This is a genomic window from Desulforamulus aeronauticus DSM 10349 (genome assembly GCF_900142375.1).
Taxonomy (GTDB): Bacteria; Bacillota; Desulfotomaculia; order Desulfotomaculales; family Desulfotomaculaceae; genus Desulfotomaculum; species Desulfotomaculum aeronauticum.
The window spans coordinates 63,552-85,155 of the sequence record NZ_FRAR01000005.1 but is presented as its reverse complement, the minus strand read 5'-3'; the positions used below and the strand labels follow the sequence as shown (position 1 = coordinate 85,155).

The window sequence follows — 21,604 nt, the reverse complement described above, 5'->3', positions numbered from 1 at the left end:
CATTTCTTAGACAATATTTTAAAACAACTTTCTAATAACCTGACAACTTAAATAATTACTTTTATAGGCATAGGTCTCATATTTCTGTTGTTTTCAGTAATACTAGATATAAGAGTATAACAAGTTGAGGTGACAATATGGGCTGTAGATTTTTTAAACTGACGACCGTGCTACTTCTTGTATTTCTAACAACTCTGATTACCGGTTGCCAAGGAAAAAAGGAACCCCAGCAGAAACCAGATTCTCAGGAGAAAATAAAAATTGGTGTTAGCCTGGCTTCCATGGAATTTGACGGCAACGTCATGATTAAAAAAGTGATGGATGAACGAGCCAAAAAAGAAAAAGTTAAAATTACCTGGCTGGATGCCAAAATGGAACCCTCTCAGCAAGAAAAGGATATCGATACATTAATTCAACAAAAAGTACAGGCTATTATTTTACAGACTGTGGACCCACTGGAAGGAGGCAAGCTAGTAGAAAAAATTACACAGGCCAATATTAAAGTGATCGGTTTAGAAACACTTCCCTTTAATGCACCGATGGACGGTTATGTGGCGGCGGATCATACTCGGGCCGGAGAATTAATGGCTCAATTTGTTTTGCATCAAATGAATGGGCAAACGGAACAAACCCAAGGGAGTCAACAGCAACCGTCTGCAAAAAGTAGTTTTAAGGTGCTGGTGCTAAAGGGTGATCCATCGGATCCAGTTTCCGAATTAATTGCTACAGCAGCTAATTCTACCTTAAAACAAAATAAAAACACTGAAAAAGTTCAGGTTGCGGAACATCCCCAGGGGAACCCATTGATGGCCCAGATGACTGTGCAAAAGGCACTACAGGAAAGCACGCCTGATGCCATTCTAGCCACCGACGACCGGCTGGCTGATGCAGCTATAAAAGTCCTGCAAAAGGGTTTTCTAGATAGCAAGGTCTTAACCGTAGCCGTGGGTGGTGATCAAAAAATTACCCAAGCACTTTCTGGTGGAGAACACGATGCCGAAATAGATATCATGCCAGAACAGTTGGCTGGCTTTGCATTGGATGCAGCCTTGGATTTAGCACAAAAAGACACCTGGAACTATGATACCAAAATTAAGAATGGTAATTTTGATATCCCATCTAAAATAATTCCCGTTCGTCTAATCACCAGAGAACAGGTTCATCTATTAGAAGCCCGTTGGGACAAGGGTGGTAAACAGGAAGATAAAAAGAAGAAGCCAGACCAACAGAAAGAACAGAGTGATTCGGAAGAACAATCCTCCGGTGGTGGTGAGAATTCCGGTCAGGAACAAGGTGGTCAAGGTGGCGAGCAGGGTCAAGAGCAGGGTAAGCAAGAAAAGAAAACTAAATTGAAAATTGTAACCCAGGACGGCAAAACAATGGAAGTTGAAGTTCCAGGGGAAATTCAAAAGATAGAACAACAAGATGGTGGAGGGAGCCAAAGTCAGCAAGAAGGCGGCCAGGGCGGTGGTGGTAGCCAATAATTATCAATAGGAGTCGGGCCGTCAGCTCAAAAAGCTCATGGCTAAAAAAGGAAGTGGCGCAAAAATAGTTTTGCGCCACTTCCTTTGGTATGTGCCCTTACTGCGTAACGGTTATCTGTTTACTGTCATCATACTCCACCTGCACACCCAGAGTTTCGCCGACAAAACGTAGCGGGACAAAGACGCGGCCTGGCGGCAATATTGCCGGGGCGCAGTCGATGGCTTGCGACTTGCCGTTTACCAGCACCTGGCTGGAATCTAGGGTGAGGATCATTGTCCTGCCGGTATCTTTAACAGTTACCTGCCGGGCAGTGGAGTCCCATGTTACCTGCGCACCCAAAGCTTCGCTTACAAAGCGGATGGGCACCAGGGTGCGATCATTTACGATTTGGGGAGCTGCGTCCAGTGTATAGGAACTGCCGTTAACGCTAGCGGTTAGACTATTGATGGTCAGTTCGATAACCTGCCTCAACGTTGCCTGTTTTGACCGCATGACGGTATACAGGCTAAATTTATCCGTGCTAAAGGTAAAAGTCTTGGTGGCTGGGTCGTATTTGCCACCTAAATTTACCGGCACCAGGTTGCCCTGTTCATCCTTTTCCAGTCGCACACCGGTCAATTGACTAATTTGCTCCGGTGTCAAATCTCCTAAGTGGGATAGGTCGATAGTGACATCTACGGGTTTGCCGAAGTTCTCAATTCTCTGTTCAGTACCTGCAGCAGTTTTCACCAAGGCGGTGAAGTCAAAAATCTTACCGCCGATTTCAAACAGTCCGGTACTTTGTCCGGCAGGCACTTCGGCCAGTATCTCATCCTTTTCCGTTCCGGTTACTTCCCTGGCTCCTATTTCCACCTGGGTCCCGCCTGCTGTCACTTGATCACTATCAAAGGAGCCGGGGGCGAAATCCAGTCGCACACCAGTGTTTTCCACCGAGAAGGGAATTTTATGCTCTGCCAACTTGTTAATTACGTCACTGGATAATTGTGCAGTAGCACTGCTACTATCGGCCAGTGAAAGCACAGCTTTGTTATTGTCCTTTATTGCCTGGTCCAGAGTCTTATCTCCGGCGGTTTCAACCACATCACTGATAACGGAACTTCTTTGCGCCGAAGAAGCCCCCCCTCCGCCACCTCCACCGGTGGACGAAGATGACGTTACCGTCAAATTGTTCGTGTTCGTGGTCTGTCCGTTGCAGCTTACCGCTATCGGCTGGTTGTGGTGAGTTACCGCCGACAGGACCGTTCCATTAGCAGGATTGGCTGTGATATTCATGTAGCTAAAATCTGAATAATCCACTTCCCGGGTGGAACTGTCGTTATAGGTGAGGGTTACCACCAAACCGCTCAGGTCAAGAGTTTCCCCTGCTGAGTAGGATAATTTGCTTGGCTGAGTCTTCACAACTATGCCCGTTACCTGCTGGGCAGCTGCCGTTACCGTCAAATTGTTCGTGTTCGTGGTCTGTCCGTTGCAGCTTACCGCTATCGGCTGGTTGTGGTGGGTCGCTGCCACCAGGACCGTTCCGTTGGCAGGATTGGCGGTGATATTCATGTAGCTAAAGTCTGAGTAATCCACATCCAGAGTGGAACTGTCGTTATGGGTGAGGGTTACCACCAAACCACTCAGATCCAGGGTTTCCCCGGCGGTGTAAGTTAAATCAGATGGCTGGGTCTTAATAGCTATGCCAGTTACCTGCTGGGCGGCTGCCAATACCGTCAAATTGTTCGTGTTCACGGTCTGTCCGTTGCAGCTTACTGCTATCGGCTGGTTGTGGTGGGTCGCTGCCACCAGGGTTGTTCCGTCTGCAGGATTGGCTGTGATATTCATGTAGCTAAAATCTGAGTAATCCACATCCAAGGTAGAGCTGTCGTTATAGCTGAGGATTACCACCAAACCGCTCAGGTCAAGAGTTTCCCCTGCTGAGTAGGATAATTTGCTTGGCTGAGTCTTCACAGCTATGCCCGTTACATGCCGACCCTTAACCCAGACATTATTGCCGATGTTATCGGTATAGGTGAGGTATCCTTCCTTAGTTGTGGTTTGCGCGTAATCGCCAATGCCCTTCACACTATCTCCGACCTTGATATAGATCGTCGTCGTCGTCAACGTTCCCTCGATCGTCACTATGCCGCTGTTTACGGCTCTGGCTCCATTATCACCATCTACATTACCGCCGATGTTAACCGTGCTGCCATTGGAGTATACGCCAAGGCTGTCGACATCATAAACGGTCACATTGCCGCTTACTGTGACAGTGCCGCCACCTCCCGCGCTGATTCCTTCGGCTTCCGGGCCGCTTGCCGTGACATTGCCATAAACAGTCACCTTGCCGGATTGCGGCATTCCGTAAACCGTTATGCCCTTTTTACCTGCCAGGATATCGCCGGTTATCTGTACCTCGCCGCCGTTGTTTGCGTTAACACCCGTACTATCTGTATCGGCTACCGTCACGCCACCGCCCACTTGCACAAGGCTGTTGGTGTAGGCGGAGAATACCCCCGTGTTGTTTCCGCCCAGGCATTCTACCTGACCGCCGATGGTTATCTTGCTCCCATCGTAGGCGACCGCCCCGTGGCTTGCGGCGCTGGTGCAATGGACATCAGAATCTACGATAATCGTACTGCCACCACCGGTGCCGCCGACAGCCAGCACGCCCACAGCACTTTCGCCGGTCGCTGTAACGTTGGTAACACTGACGCCGCTTGCAGCCTTGGCGTGTACGCCACAGCTATCGCCAACGATATTGAGGTTGCCACCGCCTGTGTAGTTCACGCTACCGCTGTTTTGTACCGTCAGCGCGGTGGAATCGACCACAGTACTGCTATCAATCGTCAAGTGCTGACCACTGCTGATGTTGAAGGTGATTTTCTTCCCGTCGATCACGACCGGAGAGGTGTGAGTAATGGTTTGCAGTAGTTTGATGGTCTGTCCGGTCGTTACCTCTGTCAGCGCCCGGTCAAGGGTAGCGTAGTCGGTGCTGCCGATTTGGCAGACACTGCCGCCCGGTGCCTCTGTTACCGTTAAATTATTGGTGTAGACGGCATAAGTATCATACTTCACTACCACCGGCTGGTCGTGGTGAGTCGCTGTTGCCAGTGTGACACCGTGGGCCGGGGCGGTGGTTATGCCCTTAGCTGCAAAATTGTCGAAGGCTACATCTTCGCTGGAGCCACCATGATAGGTGAGGGTTGCCACCAGACCGCTCAGATCCAGAGTTTCCCCGGCGGTGTAAGCCAATTTGGTTGGCTGGGTCTTCATAGCTATGCCGATTACCGCTAGGGAGGACGCATCCGGGGTCCTTACATCGATCCTAACCGGATCGGTGACGTTATTGGCTGCATCCTTGATGACTAGCCAGGCGTCGTAATCCGTGGCATCCGCCGGCAAGGTGGCGGTAAAGTTATGATCGCTCGTGATGTCCGCCTGGCTGCCGGCAGCAATGGCCGGTTGACCTGTACTGTCTTTTTCGGCCATAATCTGTGCAGCGCTGGGCTGGGCGGCACCATTCGCCACCACCACATAATAGGCGGTCACAGTTTCATTTAGAGGCTTGACTGCCAGTTGCACTTGTTTGCTGCCAGGTACTTGGTCGCTGCCGGCTTGGGGATAACCGGCGGCAAATTCCACCCGTTTATCCAATAAAGTAAATACAGCTGCTTCACCTATTGCCATAAATTCATCTGTCCCATACACGGCATCGGCCACAGCAGGACTGATGGCAATAGTCTCTGTACCGCTGGGGGGCCCTCCGGTCAGGCCTATAAAGAACAAGAAATTCTTGTTTCCCGGTGCCGGAACTCCATTACTACTATTATTAATAGCGTTAATTACAGCATTAGTCACTGCCCCCCCATTACTGTTTACAGTGAGGTCGAAATCATCTTTGCTTACAGCACTGCTTTTATCCGCATCACCATAGATTCCTTCACTAAAATTAACCAACGCCCGTATATAATTGGGCCCCAGCAAATTATCCATCTTAGCATTGGTAATTGTCGGTGCCGCGTAAACAGCTCCCGGCCACAACATTAGCAGCATGGTTATCGTAAGCAAAATGGATATAGCTTTGGATTTTCTTTGAAAAGCCATTTTACCGATTCACTCCTTTCCCATTTTCCTCGACAAATTGGCCGGCCTCTCATAAAAACATCCTTTATTCCCCCTTTTAAGCTAAGGATATAAAATCTAATTTTGCTTTTATCTTTCAATTTTACGGTACAGCCATCAAAAAAATATAAAATAGAAACAGGGCCCCACATATGCCGGAGCCCTTGAAAAATCAACAAAAAAATTCGTTTTACACGGGATTTTCTTATGGTAAGATAAGTAAAAATATTTTTAATATTTTATCATGTTGTTGAAATTATCTTGTACTCTGGACCTAAGGAGTCGATGGTGGGATGAACAACATAGTGGTTTTAAAAAGCAAGCTAATTATGCCGGAACTGTCCGGAACCTTTTTGCTGACAGACCGACTGAAGAGACTTCATGAAAAAATGGATTCTTGCAGGGCCATTACCCTATGCGCTCCTGCCGGATACGGTAAAACAACTCTTGCAGTTTCCTATTTAAACTGTCAGGCAGCTATAGCTTCCAGGGTATGCTGGTACCGCCTGGACCCGGAGGACAAAAACCTGGCGGTGTTCATTACTCACGTTGCAGAAGCATTATTCCCACCGGAAGCCGCTGCGTTTGCAGAAACCAGAAAAGTCCTTGAAGACCAAGCAGCCAGACAATTACAGCCGCACCACATCATTTCCCTGATCTGCCGGGAAATGTGGGCGCAGCACAGCCGAGCTGGTGATACCAGGACATATATTGTACTGGATGATTTTCAAAACGTGGCAGAGGTCCAGGATATCCGCGATATGACAAGATATATGCTTGATAACTTACCGCCATCCTGTACAATTTTTCTCTTAAACAGGACCAACCATAGTGTTTTAACTGAAAAACAAAAACTTGAAAAAAAGGTTTTAAAAATAGGTGCCGAAGACCTTGCTTTCAGCCATGCTGAAATAGAGGATTTATTGCTCAGTATGGGCCAAACTGCTACAGATAAGCAATTAACGCAACTCATTGCTAAAAACACCGAAGGTTGGGTAGCCGGTATCATCATCTTATACCAGGCCGTCAAAAGAAAAGGCCCTGATACCCCATCAATCGAACCGGGTAAACTAGGCCATGATGATGCCGTATTCCGGTATATGTCCCTGGAAGTCCTCAAATCCGTTGCAGATGATCAGCAGGAGGCCCTGGCCAAACTGGCACTGCTTCAGGACTTTTCCGAGGCTGAGGCAGCGGAAATACTTGAAATTAATAATCTAAAATTATTGATGGAGCAGTGCCTGGAGTTCGGTATGTTCATCCAGAGGATTCCTGGAGATCCGGTTGTCTACCGTTTCCATTCTTTATTTCGGGAAGTTCTGTTATATATTCTAAAAGACCGCTATCCTCACGAACAGATTGCCGAACTTCACCTAAAAGCCGCCGGATATTACATGGACCACGTAACCTATGGCCGCGCTGCGGAACATCTAACGAAATGCGGCAATGCTGCTTCTGCGGTGGATATGGTGACAGAAGCAGGCTTTAATAAGTTCATTATCGGAGAGACCGGGCAATTGAAGCTGTGGCTGGATTTGCTGCCGGAGGATATGATCAGGGACAATCCAGTGCTATTACTGTTTAAAGCGCAGCTAATGCCAAACAGCAAGCAACCAGAAATGGTAGACACCCTGAAAAAGGTTCTGCATCTATCACTGCTGGATAACAACCTGGCAACTTATTATGATGCAGCCACTGTCCTTATTTATATTTTAATGTGCAGTAACGACATGAACGGATTAGTCGAAATGACGGCGGGCCTTCCCCAACAGCCACAAAATATTTCAGCAGAGCTTAGAAACACATTGCTCATACTTGACATGGTGCGCTCCATCGGGGAAGAACGGTTTTCCCTGGCGGAAACGCAAAGCGAAAGCATTCTGTATGCTCTACTTCCCGAAGACAGTAAATGGCTTTATTTAATCCTTTCCTGTATCAATTATTACTGCCTGGGCAAGCTCAATCAGGCAGAACACTGCATGGAAACAGCGTTATTACTGGATAAATTTAAAAATATCGAGCCCGCCCGGGGGTTTATCCTGCTGTTTCTTTCCATCGTATTGACTCTAAAAAACGAAAGGGAACCTTTGCCATCATACATGGCTGAAATCCTCGCTATCGGTAAGAAATACGATTATGAATATTTGTCGGCCCACGGGATGCGTCTGGCTGCCTATGAACGATATCTTTCCTTTGATACGGCAGCCTCCGTTGAAATGCTCGATCGTGCTGGTTTCCACTTCCAGCAAATAAACAATAAGGCCATGGCCGCAGCATGCCGATTGCTCTTGCGTCTTTGGACACTACAACCCAACCATGCCGCGCCGGAGAGCCTCGTCGAAGCTTATAAGGATGTAACGTTAATCCAAAAGGCACGCCCTGGTATGATGGTCTATGAAGTTTCACTGTCCGTACTGGGAGCTATTGCCCGGGAGTCCGGTGATTTTCACCGAGCAGAACGTTACCTGCTTTCTTCGATAGAAGAAGCCAAGGCAAAAAAGGGGTATCAGGTGCTCTGTGGCTCCTGCTTCCACCTAGCCCGACTGTATTATGCCAGCGACGATATGGAACAGGGACACCGCTATCTGAGGCAAGCCATGGATTTAGCGGCCAGCAACAGGTATTTCATGTTCTGGGATATCCATCTCCCCACTCTCGTTGAAATGGTGCTCCGAAGTATACGGTACGGCTTTTGTGCCGGTTATGCTGAAGAACTGCTGTGTAAATTTTATGGTCATAAGACGGTAAAATACTTAAGCGAAAGGGTAAAAACCTTAGATGAAAACCGAATAACTGCTTTTAGCAACGATTTTGTCTTCACCCATCACGAAGATAGATCCGAAGAACAGCTTTATTTTGTTAAGGCATCTCTGTTTGGCCAGCCTGAGATTTCAGTAAATGGCATAAAAATTGCCAACACTGAATGGAAAACCAAAAAGGTCAAGGGCTTACTCGAATATCTTTTACTCAACAGCGGCAAAACCATAGCAAAAGAAATTTTGGCGGAGATTTTTTGGCCCGGCTCGGACAGCAGATCGGCAATTGCTTCACAGCGGACGGCACTGTATTATCTTAGAAAAACACTTGCTAAATATAACGCGACCGTTACGGGACACCATGCCTTTCTCTACGAAACTATGGAAGGGCTGCAAATAAAAAAGAACGATACATTGGAACTGGATATACATGAATTTTTAGACCTTTATAGCCAATTGTCCGATACTTCCCAAACAGAACAAAAACAGGTGGATGTTTTGGAAAGAATGATCTCTGTTTATCAAGGGGACTTGCTGGAGGGAAGTGATTACGGAGACCTGGTATTCCATGAGAGGGAAAGATATAAATCCATCTTTCTAGAAGCATGTCAAAAACTAAGCTCAATTTATATAAAGCGTGAAGAATTACGGCGGGCTGAAGAAATTCTCAAACATGCCTTAGCAACAGAACCATATAACGAAAACCTATGTCTGGAACTACTTACACTATATCTGTTGCAGGGGAGGAGAAGCAAAGCCGTCAAACTTTATTACAGCTTTAAAAAACGTTTCGAGCAAGAGCTTGCTATCAAAGTTGACAAAAGATTAACGGAGGCAATCAGTACTAGGCCTAAAAGGTAAGAGGACCTAACTGAATAATTACTTGTGTTTACCAAAACAGGGAGTGCACCACTACATAGTTTGGTGACACTCCCTGTAACATTTATTGAATAGCCTTTTCTAAAATCTGATTCATCCGCTGCACAATGTTCCTGGGATCCACAATTAAACCGGCAGCAATTAATGCATTATCAAAGAGTTGTTCCACAGCCACTTTGGCGAAGGGATCATCCTGCTGGCTTAAAACACTAAGCTGTCTAATAATAGGGTGATAGGGATTAATCTCCAGTATCTTAGGCCCAATGGACTGTAAATCCTTATTCATGACCTGCATCATCCGCTGCAGACTGCCAGTCATCTCATCGGGATTGAGCACAAGCACGGGGCTATCAGACAACCGTTTGGATTCCTTCACTTCCGATACCTTGTCTCCCAGCACTTCCTTGAGCCACTTCAGTAAGTTCTCTAACTGCTCGCCGGCCAGGGCCTCTCCCTCCCGGTGTTGGTGCTCAGGAACTTCCAGATTGGCTTGATCGATGGAAACGATCTTTTTCCCCTCGAACTCACCCACTTGGCTCAGAATATAATCGTCCACCGCTTCGTGAGTGTACAGCACCTCTATCTTCTGACCCCGGAAGGCTTCCAAATAGGGGCTTACTTCGATGGCCTCTTTGGTAGGTCCGTTGATAAAGTAAATCTCCTTTTGCTCTTCTTGCATCCGCTCCAAATAATCCTTTAAGGAAACCAGTTGCCCCTCCTCCACCTGAGAGGAAGAGAAGCGAAGCAGCTTGACCAATTCTTTCCGATGGGTGAAATCAACGGCGGCACCTTCTTTAATGAACATACCGAAATTAGTCCAAAATTCTTTATACTTCTCCGCATCAGATTTAGCTTGTTCCTGCAAAAATTTAAGGAATCTACCCGTAATGACCTTACGCAACTTGGCAATAAGTGCACTATCCTGCATGGTCTCCCGGGAAATATTCAAAGGTAGCTCTTCGCTATCCACCGCCCCCCGGACAAAACGCAGCCACTCCGGCAAAATATCCTTGTCCTGCTGCTGAATTAGCACTTTCTTGCAATACAGATTGACCCCGGGTTCCAGCCTGCCAAAACCAAACCGCTCCATGTTATCCTTAGGCACAAATAACAGCGCATTGACGTTAATCGGAGCATCCACTGAAAAATGCAGACGTAACAGGGGTTCGTCATAGGCATTGGCTACATATTTATAAAAATCGTTGTATTCTTCTTCGGAAACTTCATTCTTATGCTTGGTCCAAATGGCCTGGACGGTATTTACCTTTTCACCATTTACCAGAATGGGGAAAGGCACAAAACCCGAATACTGTTTAATGATCCGTTTAATAACCTCGGGCTTAGCAAATTCCTGGGCGTCTTCCTTTAAAGCCAGTGTAATTTTGGTGCCTCGTGTGAGCCCCTCGGCCTCTCCGATGCTATAATTGCCCGTACCTTCCGAAGACCACAAACTCCCTGTGGTATCTGGCTGGAAAGACCGGGTTTCTACGGTCACCCCGTCAGCCACCATGAAGGCGGAGTAAAAACCAACCCCAAATTGTCCGATAACATTAACATCTTTTTTGTCCGTTTCCGCTAAATACTTGAGAAATGCCTTAGAACCGGAATGGGCAATGGTACCCAAGTTTTCCACCAATTCTTCTCTGGTCATACCGATGCCAGTATCCGTAATGGAAAGGGTGTGTTCTTTTTCATCCACTTGAATAGAGATCTCCAGTGGTAGGTCGCCACCTAAAATTTCTTTTTGGGTCAACTTTTGATAGCGCAACTTTTCCAGGGCATCTGAGGCATTGGAAATCAATTCCCGCAGGAATATTTCCCTGTCAGTATAAAGGGAGTGAATGACAATATCGAGTAATTGTTTTACCTCAGCCTGAAATTCCAATTGTTCCATTTTAGTTTGTTCTGCCATTTAATTACCTCCTACTGATAGTGAAATGTTTCCATATAATACTATAGTTAGGGGACTTCTTCTTGTCAAGATTGTACCATTCCCAACTACTTTTGGTTGACACTGGAGTTGTCACCATACTATAATTAGTTAAATTACAAATTGACTCCTACGTGTTGTACTAAAAGCTTTGTATGTATTAGTACAAGGATTTGAGCTAACGGGGGGGGTAGCTTTTTTAAAAGCTGCCCTCCTTTTTTGTTTTTCCATTTTTACCCTGTACCTGGAGGTGAGTAAGTGAATTCTATTTTGCACCAATAAATCACAATATTTTTTTTTAATTTTGGCAACCTTATTTACAGAAGGAGATGGAATATGGATAACTTTACTTTGTCTTTAATAATTTTTGTCATTACCTATGCCTTTATTGTATCTGAAAAGCTCCCTCGTACCGTGGTAGCTTTAGCAGGTGCGGTAATTGTTCTTTTCAGTGGTATTGTTACCCAGGAGAAGGCTATTCATTATATCGACTGGAACACCATTGGGCTGTTAGTGGGTATGATGATTATGGTTAACATTACCCGGCGGACCGGCGTATTTGAGTACCTGGCTGTCAAGTCCGCAGTAGCCTCTAAGGGTGACCCCATGAAGCTACTGGTGCTGCTGGCAGTGATTACTGCCGTACTTTCGGCCCTCTTAGACAATGTAACAACTGTCTTATTGGTTGTCCCCGTTACTTTCGCCATTTGCCGTCAATTGCAAATTCCTGTGATGCCCTTCTTAGTCACGGAGATTATGGCCAGTAACATCGGTGGCACCTCGACTCTGATCGGTGACCCACCGAACATTATGATCAGTGGCCCTGCTGGGCTATCCTTTATGGAATTTATTTATAATTTAGCCCCGGTGGCAATTGTGGTCTTCTTAGTAACCATACCGATTTTGCGCTTCCTCTACCGCAAGGATTTAAAAGCAGATCCCAAGCTAATGGAAGCAATTGCCTCCATGAATCCCAATGATGAAATTAAAGATCCTGCCTTGTTGAAAAAATCTTTCCTGGCTCTGGGTCTAACCATTTTAGGTTTTGCCCTGCACAGCGTCATTCATCTGCCCACGGCCACCATAGCCATTGCCGGTGCAGTGTTATTGCTTTTAATGACCCGGGAAGAACCGGAGCACGTCTTGGAAACCGTGGAATGGCCCACTATTTTCTTCTTTATCGGTCTGTTTATTGTCGTGGGTGGTTTAGAAGAATCCGGTGTTATTCACTGGGTTGCTGAATCGGCCTTGCACTTTACTGGTGGGGAAATTATGTCTACAGGCTTGCTAATTCTTTGGCTCTCTGCCCTGGCCTCCTCCTTTGTGGACAACATCCCCTTCGTAGCCACCATGATTCCATTAATTCAGCAAATGGGCCAAATGGGGGGTATTACCAATCTAGACCCCATCTGGTGGTCTCTGGCTCTGGGTGCCTGTCTGGGTGGTAACGGAACCCTGGTGGGCGCTGCTGCTAACGTAATTGTAGCGGGAATGGCCGAAAAACGGAGTACTCCCATCAGCTTCCTGGGCTTTATGAAAGTCGCTTTTCCGCTGATGATTCTGTCCATCATCATCAGTACCATTTATCTGGTCATCTTTCAATTAAGTTAGTTGTAAAGGCCAACGGAGCAGAGGCTCGCCCTGCTCCGTTGTTTATTTTCATTAAACAGAAATAACTGGTTGTCCGCTTTGATATTTGTCGATGGCACTCTGTACCGAAACAGTGATATTGGCGGGAAGTTGGTTAATATCTACCCATTTCCATTCAATCATTTCATGAGGTTCTGTGAGTACCGGGTTTCCCTCGCCCCTGGCCAGCAAATTAATAAACACCACATGCTTGTTTGCGGTGGTTTCTGCAACTATACCAAGGAGTCCCACAACCTCAACTTTTAAAGCAGTTTCTTCCCACACTTCCCGGCACCCACACTGGGACACAGACTCTCCATAATCCAATTGACCACCAGGGAAAATCCAATGGTTAGCATGGTAGCCCTTCCGCTTTAACCCCAGCAATACTTGTCCCAGATTATTCTCAATCATGACTCGAATGGAAAACTTGATGTTTTGTGCCAAAGCATTCTGCAAAGGAGCTGCCCCCTCCTAGTTATACTTTATATTACATTACTAGGCGAAGGCACTTCATCCCTGCAACAAAAGTAAAAATAATCTGATTTTATACTATTTTTCATTTAAAACGCAGACAAATATTTGTCTGCGACATAGGACAATAGTATCTACTAATCCACTTTATAGGAACTCATTACAGTATATTTTTCAATGTTAAGGCTTCCTTCTCTGGTAAATGAAGAATCATCAGCTTTAGTTCGGATAATTGAGCCAGGGACATTACATTGTCTTTGGTGGCAATGTATTCCTTAAGTTTGGCCAGAGCGAACTCAATGTTGTCAATCTCCTGATGATCCAGCACCATCGGCCACCAAGTACCAATTTTTTCCCATTTCTGCTCCAACTCTTCTACATGCTTATTGGCTTCCTGCCAATTATCTTGTTGTACTTCCTGGGTCACCTGTTTGATATTCCCGGTGAGTTCTTGGGAAGCCTTATCCAGAGCATGACTCGTCCATAAACCAAATGCTAAGACCAATACAATCATGACAAAAAGTCCAGCGAGTAACCTCATGGCAACCTCCAGTATACATCATTATACAGTCCGGCTCTTAAGCTGGTAGAATAAATTCCCTTCGGTATCCAAACTGGCCAATAGTACCTGTTTTACATCTTGGATGCCAAACTTCCCCAACTCGCCCTTTAGCCAGTCTTTGGTCAGGTTCACCTTGCCAAGATTTTTCTCAAAAACATACCCATCGATAATTAAAGTCATGGGAATTCCCTCATATTTTGTCGGAATATTAAGGTCGGCAGGATTTATCGGGCGCTTCTGGGATTTAGGAATAACACTGATCTCACCGCTGGTTTCCAAAATAGCAAATTCAATATCTGCCACATTGGGAAAATTTTTTGCCCTCAGTTGCTCTAATAAATCGTTAATGTTGTAGCGCAATCTGGACATTTCCTTTTCTATAATTTTACCATTTTCGATTAATACACTGGGCGTCCCGCAGACAAAGCCTCTTATACGTTCACTCTTTAAGGAAAAATAGGAAATTGTCACTTCAATAAACAATAGAGTAAGAATGGGTATTACGCCACTTAAAAGAGGGATGCCGATGTTCTCCATGGGTATTGATGCCAATTCGGCAATCATGACAATAATCACCAATTCATAAGGCTGTAGTTTCCCAACTTGCCTTTTTCCCATAATTCTGATAGCTACTACTACCACTAAAAATAACACCAGAGTACGGATTAAGTTAAGAATCATTTGAACACCCCATAAGCAGAATTACTTCCATTATTTCAAGTACCTCCCAAGATTATGCACCCGATTAAATTAATTTAATGTAGTAATACCAGCAGCTTCAATTTATTCCTTGAACAAGAGTATAAAACCCATTTAAAGGGTATGATAGCTTTGCAAAATATCATGATTTGGGGAGGTATTTCTTATGACAGTGGCATCTCAAGTTAAACAAACCCTAGCCGGTTTGAAAAGTGCTCAGTCCAGTCTGGAAGGCTATGCTTTGCAAACTCAGAACAAACAGGCCAAAGATCTGTTTACCCAAGCAGCTCAGCAAACCCAATCGGTCATTGATAGTCTGGAACCTAGAATCCAGCAGCTGGAAAGTGAAGAACCCCAATACAAAGGTTTCTAAGGGAAAGAACCGGGTCTTAGATCCGGTTCTTGTATCTCCTTTTTTAGTTACTAGAAAAACTTGGCTTGTTTACCGGCCAGTAACCTATAGGTTATGCCCTTCAGGATACGCCAAGCCTTTACGCCGGTGGAAGCCTAGTTTGCCCTTAAGCATATCAGAAAGTTTATATTTCTGATATGACCAAGTAAATCTATCAGAGGTACGGTGATTCATATTGACAGTTGCATCTCAGGTTAAACAAACCGTTGCCAGTCTTAAAGGCACCAAAGCCACCTTAGACGCCTTCTTTACCATTGCCCAAGAGGAAGAAACCAGAGAATTGTTAGGCAGAAACAATGACAAGCTCAATAGCATTATAGATCATTTGGAACAACGGGTAAAAACCTTGGAATTTGAAGAACCACAATATAAAGGTTTCTAAAGTTTTCATCAAAGGGGTAATCCTTATGCCGGATTGGTATTTGACAATTCTTCGCTCTCTGGGCGTTTTTGCCCTCACCCTGCTGTTAATACGATTAATGGGTAAACGCCAAACATCGCAACTCACTCTTTTTGACCTGATCACCGCAGTAACTGTTGGTGTAACCGTTGCAGTTATTTCATTAAATCTCATGGACAATCTAGCCAACGGCCTAGCGGTATTGGCGGTGTGGACAATTCTGCCCATCGCCCTATACCTTTTAGCCCTAAAATATAAAACTGTGCGAGATATTTTACAGGGAAAAGAAACGGTTCTCATTAATCATGGCAAGGTTCTGGAAGACAAGCTCCTGGAGGTTCGCTTTACACCAGAGGATTTATTAAGCCAGTTACGCCGAAAAAATGCTTTTCAGGTGGCAGATGTTGAATTTGCTATGTTAGAACCCAATGGAGAAGTAAGCGTCCTTCTCAAAAAAGACAAACAACCGGTCTCAGCCAATACACTGGGTATTCAGGTGAGTAACCAGAGTGTCCCGCAAACTGTGATGTTAGATGGTGTGGTGATGGACGAACCCCTTACCGCTCTCGGATTAAATCGCAGTTGGCTGCATACGGAGTTAGAAAAGGTCGGTGTGGCACCGGAAAATGTTTTTATCGCACAGGTAGATGCGCTCGGTCAATTATATCTGGACACCTTTAACGATGCTTTGCAGTTACCTCAACCTAAAACAAAAGAGCTGGCCTATGCTACCTTGAAAAAATGCCAAGCTGATTGTGAAATGTATGCTTTGGGAACGAAACATAAGAGTGCTAAAAGAATGTATGCCGACTGTGCTAAAGAATTGGAGGAAGTAATCGGGGAGTTACAGCCTTTGCTTAAAAGGTAAGGGGGAATAAAAGGATGTCTAATAAGCAAAAGAAAAAACTGACACCCGTTCAACAGGAGTATCAGGCCTTTGCCAAAGCACGGGAACCAAAACGCCCGGTGCTAACCAATATGCTGCGCGCTTTTTTCGTAGGCGGCTTCATTTGTCTGATCGGCCAAGGTATTGCGGATTTTTTTATCTGGAATTTTGAGTTTACTGAAAAAACTGCCGGCAACCCCACCGTAGCAGTGCTGATCCTTGTTTCCGTGATACTGACCTCGCTGGGTGTTTACGACCATTTTGCCCAGTGGGCGGGAGCTGGCACCGCAGTACCAGTAACCGGCTTTGCCAATTCCATTGCCTCAGCAGCCATTGAGCATCGTACCGAAGGGTACGTGCTAGGGGTGGGCGGCAATATGTTTAAGCTAGCTGGTTCGGTCATTGTCTTTGGTACAGTAGCTGCCTTTGTGGTAGCTCTCATTAAAACTCTTCTGGGAGGTACCTAATATGTTAAAGGGGCATCAAAGCTGGGTATTCCCCTCAAAGCCCGTCATTTTATCCACGGGCACAGTGGTGGGGCCCTTTGAAGGCAAAGGGCCCCTGGCAGAAGATTTTGATCTTATCCATGGCGACCTATGGGTAGGCCAGGATAGCTATGAGAAGGCAGAAAAAAAGATGCTGGAGGAAGCTTGTGAAATCGCTGTTAAAAAAGCTGGTTTGCAAAAACAAGATATTCAATTTTTCCTGGGTGGCGATTTATTAAATCAAATAATTTCCTGTAGTTTTGCCGCCAGAACTATGGCTACCCCCTATCTAGGACTTTTTGGAGCTTGTTCCACCTCTATGGAAGGCTTGGCCCTAGGAGCTTTATTAGTAGAAAGTAAAGCAGCCAAATATCTCATATGCGGTACTGCCAGCCATAACGCTGCGGTGGAAAAACAATTCCGTTACCCCACTGAGTACGGTGCCCAAAAACCCCCCACTGCCCAATGGACCGTTACCGGTGCCGGGATGGCCGTGCTGGGTCCCCAGGGACAGGGCCCCAGAGTAATCTCCGCCACCATCGGCCGGGTAGTGGACATGGGCATCAGTGATCCCTTTAACATGGGGTCCGCTATGGCCCCTGCTGCAGTAGACACCCTCACCGCCCATTTCCGAGATTTAGATTTATCCCCCAGTGATTATGATTTGATTGCCACCGGAGACTTAGGGCGGGTTGGCCATCAAATTGCCAGTGATTTGCTGATAAAACACAACCTAGAGATTCCAGAAGAAATCTTTACCGATTGCGGCATGCTAATTTACCAGCCAGACCAGCCGGTTATGGCCGGTGGCAGTGGCTGCGGCTGTTCTGCCGTGGTAAGTTATGGCCATATTTTAAACAAAATGAAAAAAGGCGAACTAAAAAAAGTACTGCTTATAGCCACCGGGGCTTTGCTATCCCCCCTTTCCTATCAGCAGAAGGAAAGTATTCCTTGTATCGCACACGCAGTTGCCATTGAGCACATACAATAGGGGTGATTTTTTATGGAAGGATATTTTTGGGCCTTTGTGGTGGGGGGCCTTATCTGTGTTATTGGTCAATTATTAATGGATGTAGGAAAGCTAACGCCGGCTCACACTATGAGTCTTTTGGTGGTTACAGGGGCAGTTTTAGGTGGGTTAGGCTTATACGAGCCACTCATTGATTTTGCCGGTGCCGGTGCCACTGTACCCATCACCAGCTTTGGTAATTCCCTCGTGCATGGAGCCATTGCAGAGGCTCAAAGGACTGGCTTGGTCGGCATTCTTACGGGAATTTTTGAAATAACCAGTGCCGGTATCTCGGCTGCCATTATTTTTGGATTTTTAGCTTCCCTATTGGTACGATCCAAGGGATAAAGAAAAGGTGATATAAATGAAGAAACCTCTGCTATTCTTACTAATCTCTCTATTGGTAATGGCCACCGCTGGCTGTCAACCACAGAAAAAAGTTGAACAAAATCAGCCAAAGTCCACAGTTCAAGCCGTAGCTGTTGATACCCAGATGGCTGAAGAAGCTAAAAAAACAGCCAAATCGGTAACCGGTGTGGAAGAAGCCACAGCGGTCGTGCTTGATCAAAAAATTACTACAGCTATCAAAGTAACTGGTTTTAACCGGCTAAAACTATCCACCATCAAAAAAGAGGTAGCGAAAAAAATTTCGCTAGGCCATGACGAATATTCTGTACATGTAACCTCAGACAAAAAACTATTTACACAACTTCAGGAAATAGAAAAACAAATTACCGAAAAAAATGTAAAAAACAATGCAGATCTGAAAAAGAAGTTGGAAAAGATTAATGAAGCCATGAAGGGATAATTTTTATATGGCTATAGTTTTTTTTCGCTATCAGGCAGGAATATCTTAAAACCCGTGGAAAATATATGTTAGAATAGTGAAAAAACAGAGGGGTCAGGTGAGGACGATGAGATTAACCTTAAAAGAAACCTCCTACCGGACAGCCAGCCAATTTCTAGATGATACTCCTACCATAAGGGAAGAACTTTACCAAGTTTTGTTAAATCCCGCCATGGACTTATCCAGTCTATCGCGTGCTCACTTCAACCACCTGCTGAGGGAACGGTTTAAAGAAAGCGGTTGGGAAAACTACCCTTCACACTTTCACGAACGAATCAACCCCTTTGCGAAAATAGAACTAATCAAAGAGGATATCGGTTTGGAAATTGGTTTTCGTCATTCCTCTCTTATTGGCCATAACCTCTTAAAATTTCAGTTGTCTGCAGCCCATAATTCGGATACAATCAAAGTGGGCATTTTTGTAGTTACCACCACACCCTTCCAAAAGTACATGAAAAAGCAGTTTAACCAAAATTGGGCAGGTTCCATGAATTATGAAAAAGTGGAACGCTACCTACGCCACTTTAAAAATACCCTGCTTATGCCAATTTATTTATTGGGTATCGATGTGGCTTAAACTTAACATACTAAATTACAATGCCCGGACCCCTACCGGGCATTCTTTATTTCAATAGGCTTTTTCGGGCAATCTATAAACACATTACATCATCCATCATTAAAAAGAGGCGAATAAATGATGAAGCTAAAAATTGCATTGGGCCAAATGGAGATTATTCCTGGCAGACCGGACCTTAACTCTCAAACCATGTTAAAAATGATTGACGAAGCCCAGGCAGCGGACTGTCACATGGTGATCTTTCCGGAAATGGCCATTCCCGGCTATTTGCTGGGTGATACCTGGGAACAAGAGGCCTTCCTAAGGGATTGTGAGTCATATGGACAAGATATCATTGCGGCATCGAATCATATCATCATCCTGTTTGGTAATGTGGCTGTGGATTGGGAGAAAAAAGGAGACGACGGTAGAATTCGTAAATACAACGCTCTCTTTATTGCCCACAACGGCAGCTTATTAGGCGGCGATAACTTCCCTTACCCTTTCCGCATTAAAACCTTACTGCCAAATTACCGTGAATTTGATGACGACCGCCACTTCTTCAGCCTGCGTAAATTAGCCCAGGAATTGCAACAAACACCGGAAGATTTAATAAGCCCGGTCACTGTCACCATGGCTGGCGAAGCAATCAACTTAGGTTGTATACTCTGCGAGGACGGCTGGGGTGAAGATTACTCCACCCAACCCATCACTGCCTTGCAAAAGAAGGGTGTTACTTTTTATATCAACATTTCCAGTTCCCCTTTCACCCTGGGCAAAAATAATAAACGAAATCGGATATTTGCTAAACAAGCTGCTACAGCCCAAGTACCACTTATTTATGTAAATAACGTCGGACTACAAAATAACGGTAAGACTATTTACACCTTTGACGGTGCTAGCACCATTTACAATAAAAAGGGGCAAGTTGTTTATTATAGCCATCCAGCCTTTGCCCACAAGCTGGACATGTTCGAGCTGGATGTAGCCACGGGTGCGGACGAACTTGCCCCGGTGGAAGTCCCCCGGGACGATCAGATCGATTTTATCTACCAAGCCCTGGTCTATGGAATTCAAAAGTTTACCTCAGCCATTGGTATGAAAAAGGTGGTTATTGGTATTTCCGGGGGCATTGATTCTGCCGTAGCAGCGGGGTTATACGCTAAAGCTCTTAATCCGGCTAATCTATTGCTGGTAAATATGCCCAGCCAATATAACTCTGAAACAACCAAGAATTTAGCCCGCCAATTGGCAGAAAACCTTGGCTGCCTCTACACCGTGCTGCCCATTCAACAATCAGTGGACTTTACCATCCAGCAAATCGAGGGTGCCCCGGTAATAAACCCTGAGACCGGAGCTGCATATCACCTCAAACTAACCCCTTTTATGACGGAAAATATCCAAGCCCGGGATCGTTCTTCACGAATCTTGGCAGCCGTTGCCGCGGCCTTCGGAGGTGGCTTTTCCTGTAATGCCAACAAGGCAGAAACTACCGTGGGTTACTCTACCTTATACGGCGACCAGGCTGGTTTCCTGGCGGCCATTGCCGACCTTTGGAAATACCAAGTCTACCAATTAGCCCACTATCTTAACCAAGAAGTGTATCACCGTGAGGTTATTCCCCAGGGTATTATTGATATTGTTCCCAGTGCGGAACTTAGCTTTGACCAAGCTGTTGACGAAGGAAAAGGTGACCCCATCCAATATGCTTATCACGATTATCTATTTCGTTCCTTTGTCCAGTGGTGGAACAAATCCACTCCGGAGGACATTCTGCAGTGGTATATAACCGGCAACCTGGAAGAAAAAATTGGCTGCCAGCCAGGCTTGGTGAAGCAGCTCTTTACCAACGACATTGACTTCATCCAAGATTTAGAGCGCTGGTGGAACCAGTTTACGGGCATCGGTGTGGCCAAAAGAATCCAGTCTCCTCCCATTATGGCAGTGAGCCGCCGGGCCTTTGGCTTCGATCACCGAGAGGCTCAGAACGGTGTCTATTACACCAGGAGATATCGTGAACTCAAAGAGCAGCTTCTAGATAAATAAATAGAACCATCTAATGAAAAAAGGGTAGTAGACGTTTTTTGTCTGACTACCCTTTTTCATTTCCTAGTAGAATCACGAGAGCGTAATGTTGGAATTGCCAGGTTGCCAGTGTGAACTTTCTCAAAACTCTAGACTTGGCATAGGCCAAAGTTTCTTCATCAAATGTGTTTGTTCTACGCCGGGAACTGAAGGCTGAAATAGAAAATATTATGTTATTTCAATACATCAAATGTGTTAGTTTTACACTGTCACAGGTGGTGCTAATCTAAGTCTTTGGTAATTTCAATACATCAAATGTGTTGGTTTTACGCGAAATCTGCGCCCTTGGCGATGAGCTAGTAGAATTTCAATACATCAAATGTGTTGGTTTTACACTTGACCAGCAAAACCCATAGTGTCCACCTTAAACATTTCAATACATCAAATGTGTTGGTTTTACCCGGAG

At 45.4% G+C, this 21,604-nt stretch carries 17 protein-coding genes; 12 read left to right on the top strand and 5 right to left on the bottom strand.

The annotated features are described in order from the left end of the window. Positions 1 to 137: 137 nt before the first annotated feature. Entirely contained in the window at positions 138 to 1,484 is a 1,347-nt protein-coding gene (locus tag BUA78_RS01630; RefSeq protein WP_072910545.1) for a substrate-binding domain-containing protein, read from the top strand. Between the two features lie 97 nt (positions 1,485 to 1,581). Here the strand turns inward: BUA78_RS01630 and BUA78_RS01625 are convergent, their stop codons facing one another. Next, entirely contained in the window at positions 1,582 to 5,571 is a 3,990-nt protein-coding gene (locus tag BUA78_RS01625) for a copper amine oxidase N-terminal domain-containing protein (protein WP_072910544.1), read from the bottom strand. Positions 5,572 to 5,882: 311 nt separating this feature from the next. Here BUA78_RS01625 and BUA78_RS01620 point away from each other — a divergent pair, with 311 nt between their 5' ends. Beyond that, positions 5,883 to 9,206, top strand: a complete 3,324-nt coding sequence (locus BUA78_RS01620; protein WP_072910543.1) for a BTAD domain-containing putative transcriptional regulator — start codon at positions 5,883 to 5,885, stop codon at positions 9,204 to 9,206. Between the two features lie 82 nt (positions 9,207 to 9,288). On the opposite strand, the gene htpG is transcribed toward BUA78_RS01620, so the two are convergent. Then, on the bottom strand, positions 9,289 to 11,136 hold the full coding sequence (gene htpG / locus BUA78_RS01615) for a molecular chaperone HtpG (RefSeq protein ID WP_072910542.1): 1,848 nt from the start codon (positions 11,134 to 11,136) through the stop codon (positions 9,289 to 9,291). A gap of 354 nt (positions 11,137 to 11,490) precedes the next feature. Between htpG and BUA78_RS01610 the strand changes: the two genes are divergently transcribed. After that, positions 11,491 to 12,765: an ArsB/NhaD family transporter gene (locus tag BUA78_RS01610; RefSeq protein WP_072910541.1), complete on the top strand. Its 1,275-nt coding sequence runs from the start codon at positions 11,491 to 11,493 to the stop codon at positions 12,763 to 12,765. Between the two features lie 51 nt (positions 12,766 to 12,816). Here the strand turns inward: BUA78_RS01610 and BUA78_RS01605 are convergent, their stop codons facing one another. From BUA78_RS01605 to BUA78_RS01595, 3 genes are all read right to left on the bottom strand, one after another. Beyond that, positions 12,817 to 13,242 (bottom strand): NUDIX domain-containing protein, encoded by a 426-nt coding sequence (locus BUA78_RS01605; RefSeq protein WP_072910540.1) that lies wholly within the window; start codon positions 13,240 to 13,242, stop codon positions 12,817 to 12,819. 175 nt (positions 13,243 to 13,417) lie between these two features. After that, on the bottom strand, positions 13,418 to 13,798 hold the full coding sequence (locus tag BUA78_RS01600) for a DUF4363 family protein (protein ID WP_072910539.1): 381 nt from the start codon (positions 13,796 to 13,798) through the stop codon (positions 13,418 to 13,420). Positions 13,799 to 13,819: 21 nt separating this feature from the next. Next, on the bottom strand, positions 13,820 to 14,500 hold the full coding sequence (locus BUA78_RS01595; RefSeq protein ID WP_072910538.1) for a DUF421 domain-containing protein: 681 nt from the start codon (positions 14,498 to 14,500) through the stop codon (positions 13,820 to 13,822). A gap of 184 nt (positions 14,501 to 14,684) precedes the next feature. Between BUA78_RS01595 and BUA78_RS01590 the strand changes: the two genes are divergently transcribed. The 9 genes from BUA78_RS01590 to nadE all read left to right on the top strand — a co-directional run bounded on the left by BUA78_RS01590 (position 14,685) and on the right by nadE (position 21,159). Next, positions 14,685 to 14,891, top strand: a complete 207-nt coding sequence (locus BUA78_RS01590) for a DUF1657 domain-containing protein (protein WP_072910537.1) — start codon at positions 14,685 to 14,687, stop codon at positions 14,889 to 14,891. A 214-nt stretch (positions 14,892 to 15,105) separates the two neighbouring features. After that, positions 15,106 to 15,312: a DUF1657 domain-containing protein gene (locus tag BUA78_RS01585; RefSeq protein ID WP_072910536.1), complete on the top strand. Its 207-nt coding sequence runs from the start codon at positions 15,106 to 15,108 to the stop codon at positions 15,310 to 15,312. A 25-nt stretch (positions 15,313 to 15,337) separates the two neighbouring features. Continuing rightward, complete coding sequence (locus BUA78_RS01580; protein ID WP_072910535.1) at positions 15,338 to 16,198, top strand: DUF421 domain-containing protein; 861 nt, start codon at positions 15,338 to 15,340, stop codon at positions 16,196 to 16,198. Positions 16,199 to 16,212: 14 nt separating this feature from the next. Further along, positions 16,213 to 16,683, top strand: coding sequence for a stage V sporulation protein AC (gene spoVAC, locus BUA78_RS01575; RefSeq protein WP_072910534.1), 471 nt, complete (start codon positions 16,213 to 16,215; stop codon positions 16,681 to 16,683). A 1-nt stretch (position 16,684) separates the two neighbouring features. Continuing rightward, positions 16,685 to 17,692 carry a stage V sporulation protein AD gene (spoVAD, locus tag BUA78_RS01570; RefSeq protein WP_072910533.1) on the top strand — a complete coding sequence of 336 codons (1,008 nt, stop codon included), beginning with the start codon at positions 16,685 to 16,687 and terminating at the stop codon, positions 17,690 to 17,692. Between the two features lie 12 nt (positions 17,693 to 17,704). After that, positions 17,705 to 18,058 carry a stage V sporulation protein AE gene (spoVAE, locus tag BUA78_RS01565; RefSeq protein ID WP_072910532.1) on the top strand — a complete coding sequence of 118 codons (354 nt, stop codon included), beginning with the start codon at positions 17,705 to 17,707 and terminating at the stop codon, positions 18,056 to 18,058. Between the two features lie 16 nt (positions 18,059 to 18,074). Then, positions 18,075 to 18,518 (top strand): YhcN/YlaJ family sporulation lipoprotein, encoded by a 444-nt coding sequence (locus BUA78_RS01560; RefSeq protein WP_072910531.1) that lies wholly within the window; start codon positions 18,075 to 18,077, stop codon positions 18,516 to 18,518. A 106-nt stretch (positions 18,519 to 18,624) separates the two neighbouring features. Next, positions 18,625 to 19,134 (top strand): BglII/BstYI family type II restriction endonuclease, encoded by a 510-nt coding sequence (locus tag BUA78_RS01555; RefSeq protein WP_072910530.1) that lies wholly within the window; start codon positions 18,625 to 18,627, stop codon positions 19,132 to 19,134. Between the two features lie 120 nt (positions 19,135 to 19,254). Beyond that, positions 19,255 to 21,159, top strand: a complete 1,905-nt coding sequence (gene nadE / locus BUA78_RS01550; RefSeq protein ID WP_072910681.1) for an NAD(+) synthase — start codon at positions 19,255 to 19,257, stop codon at positions 21,157 to 21,159. The last annotated feature ends 445 nt before the right edge of the window (positions 21,160 to 21,604 follow it).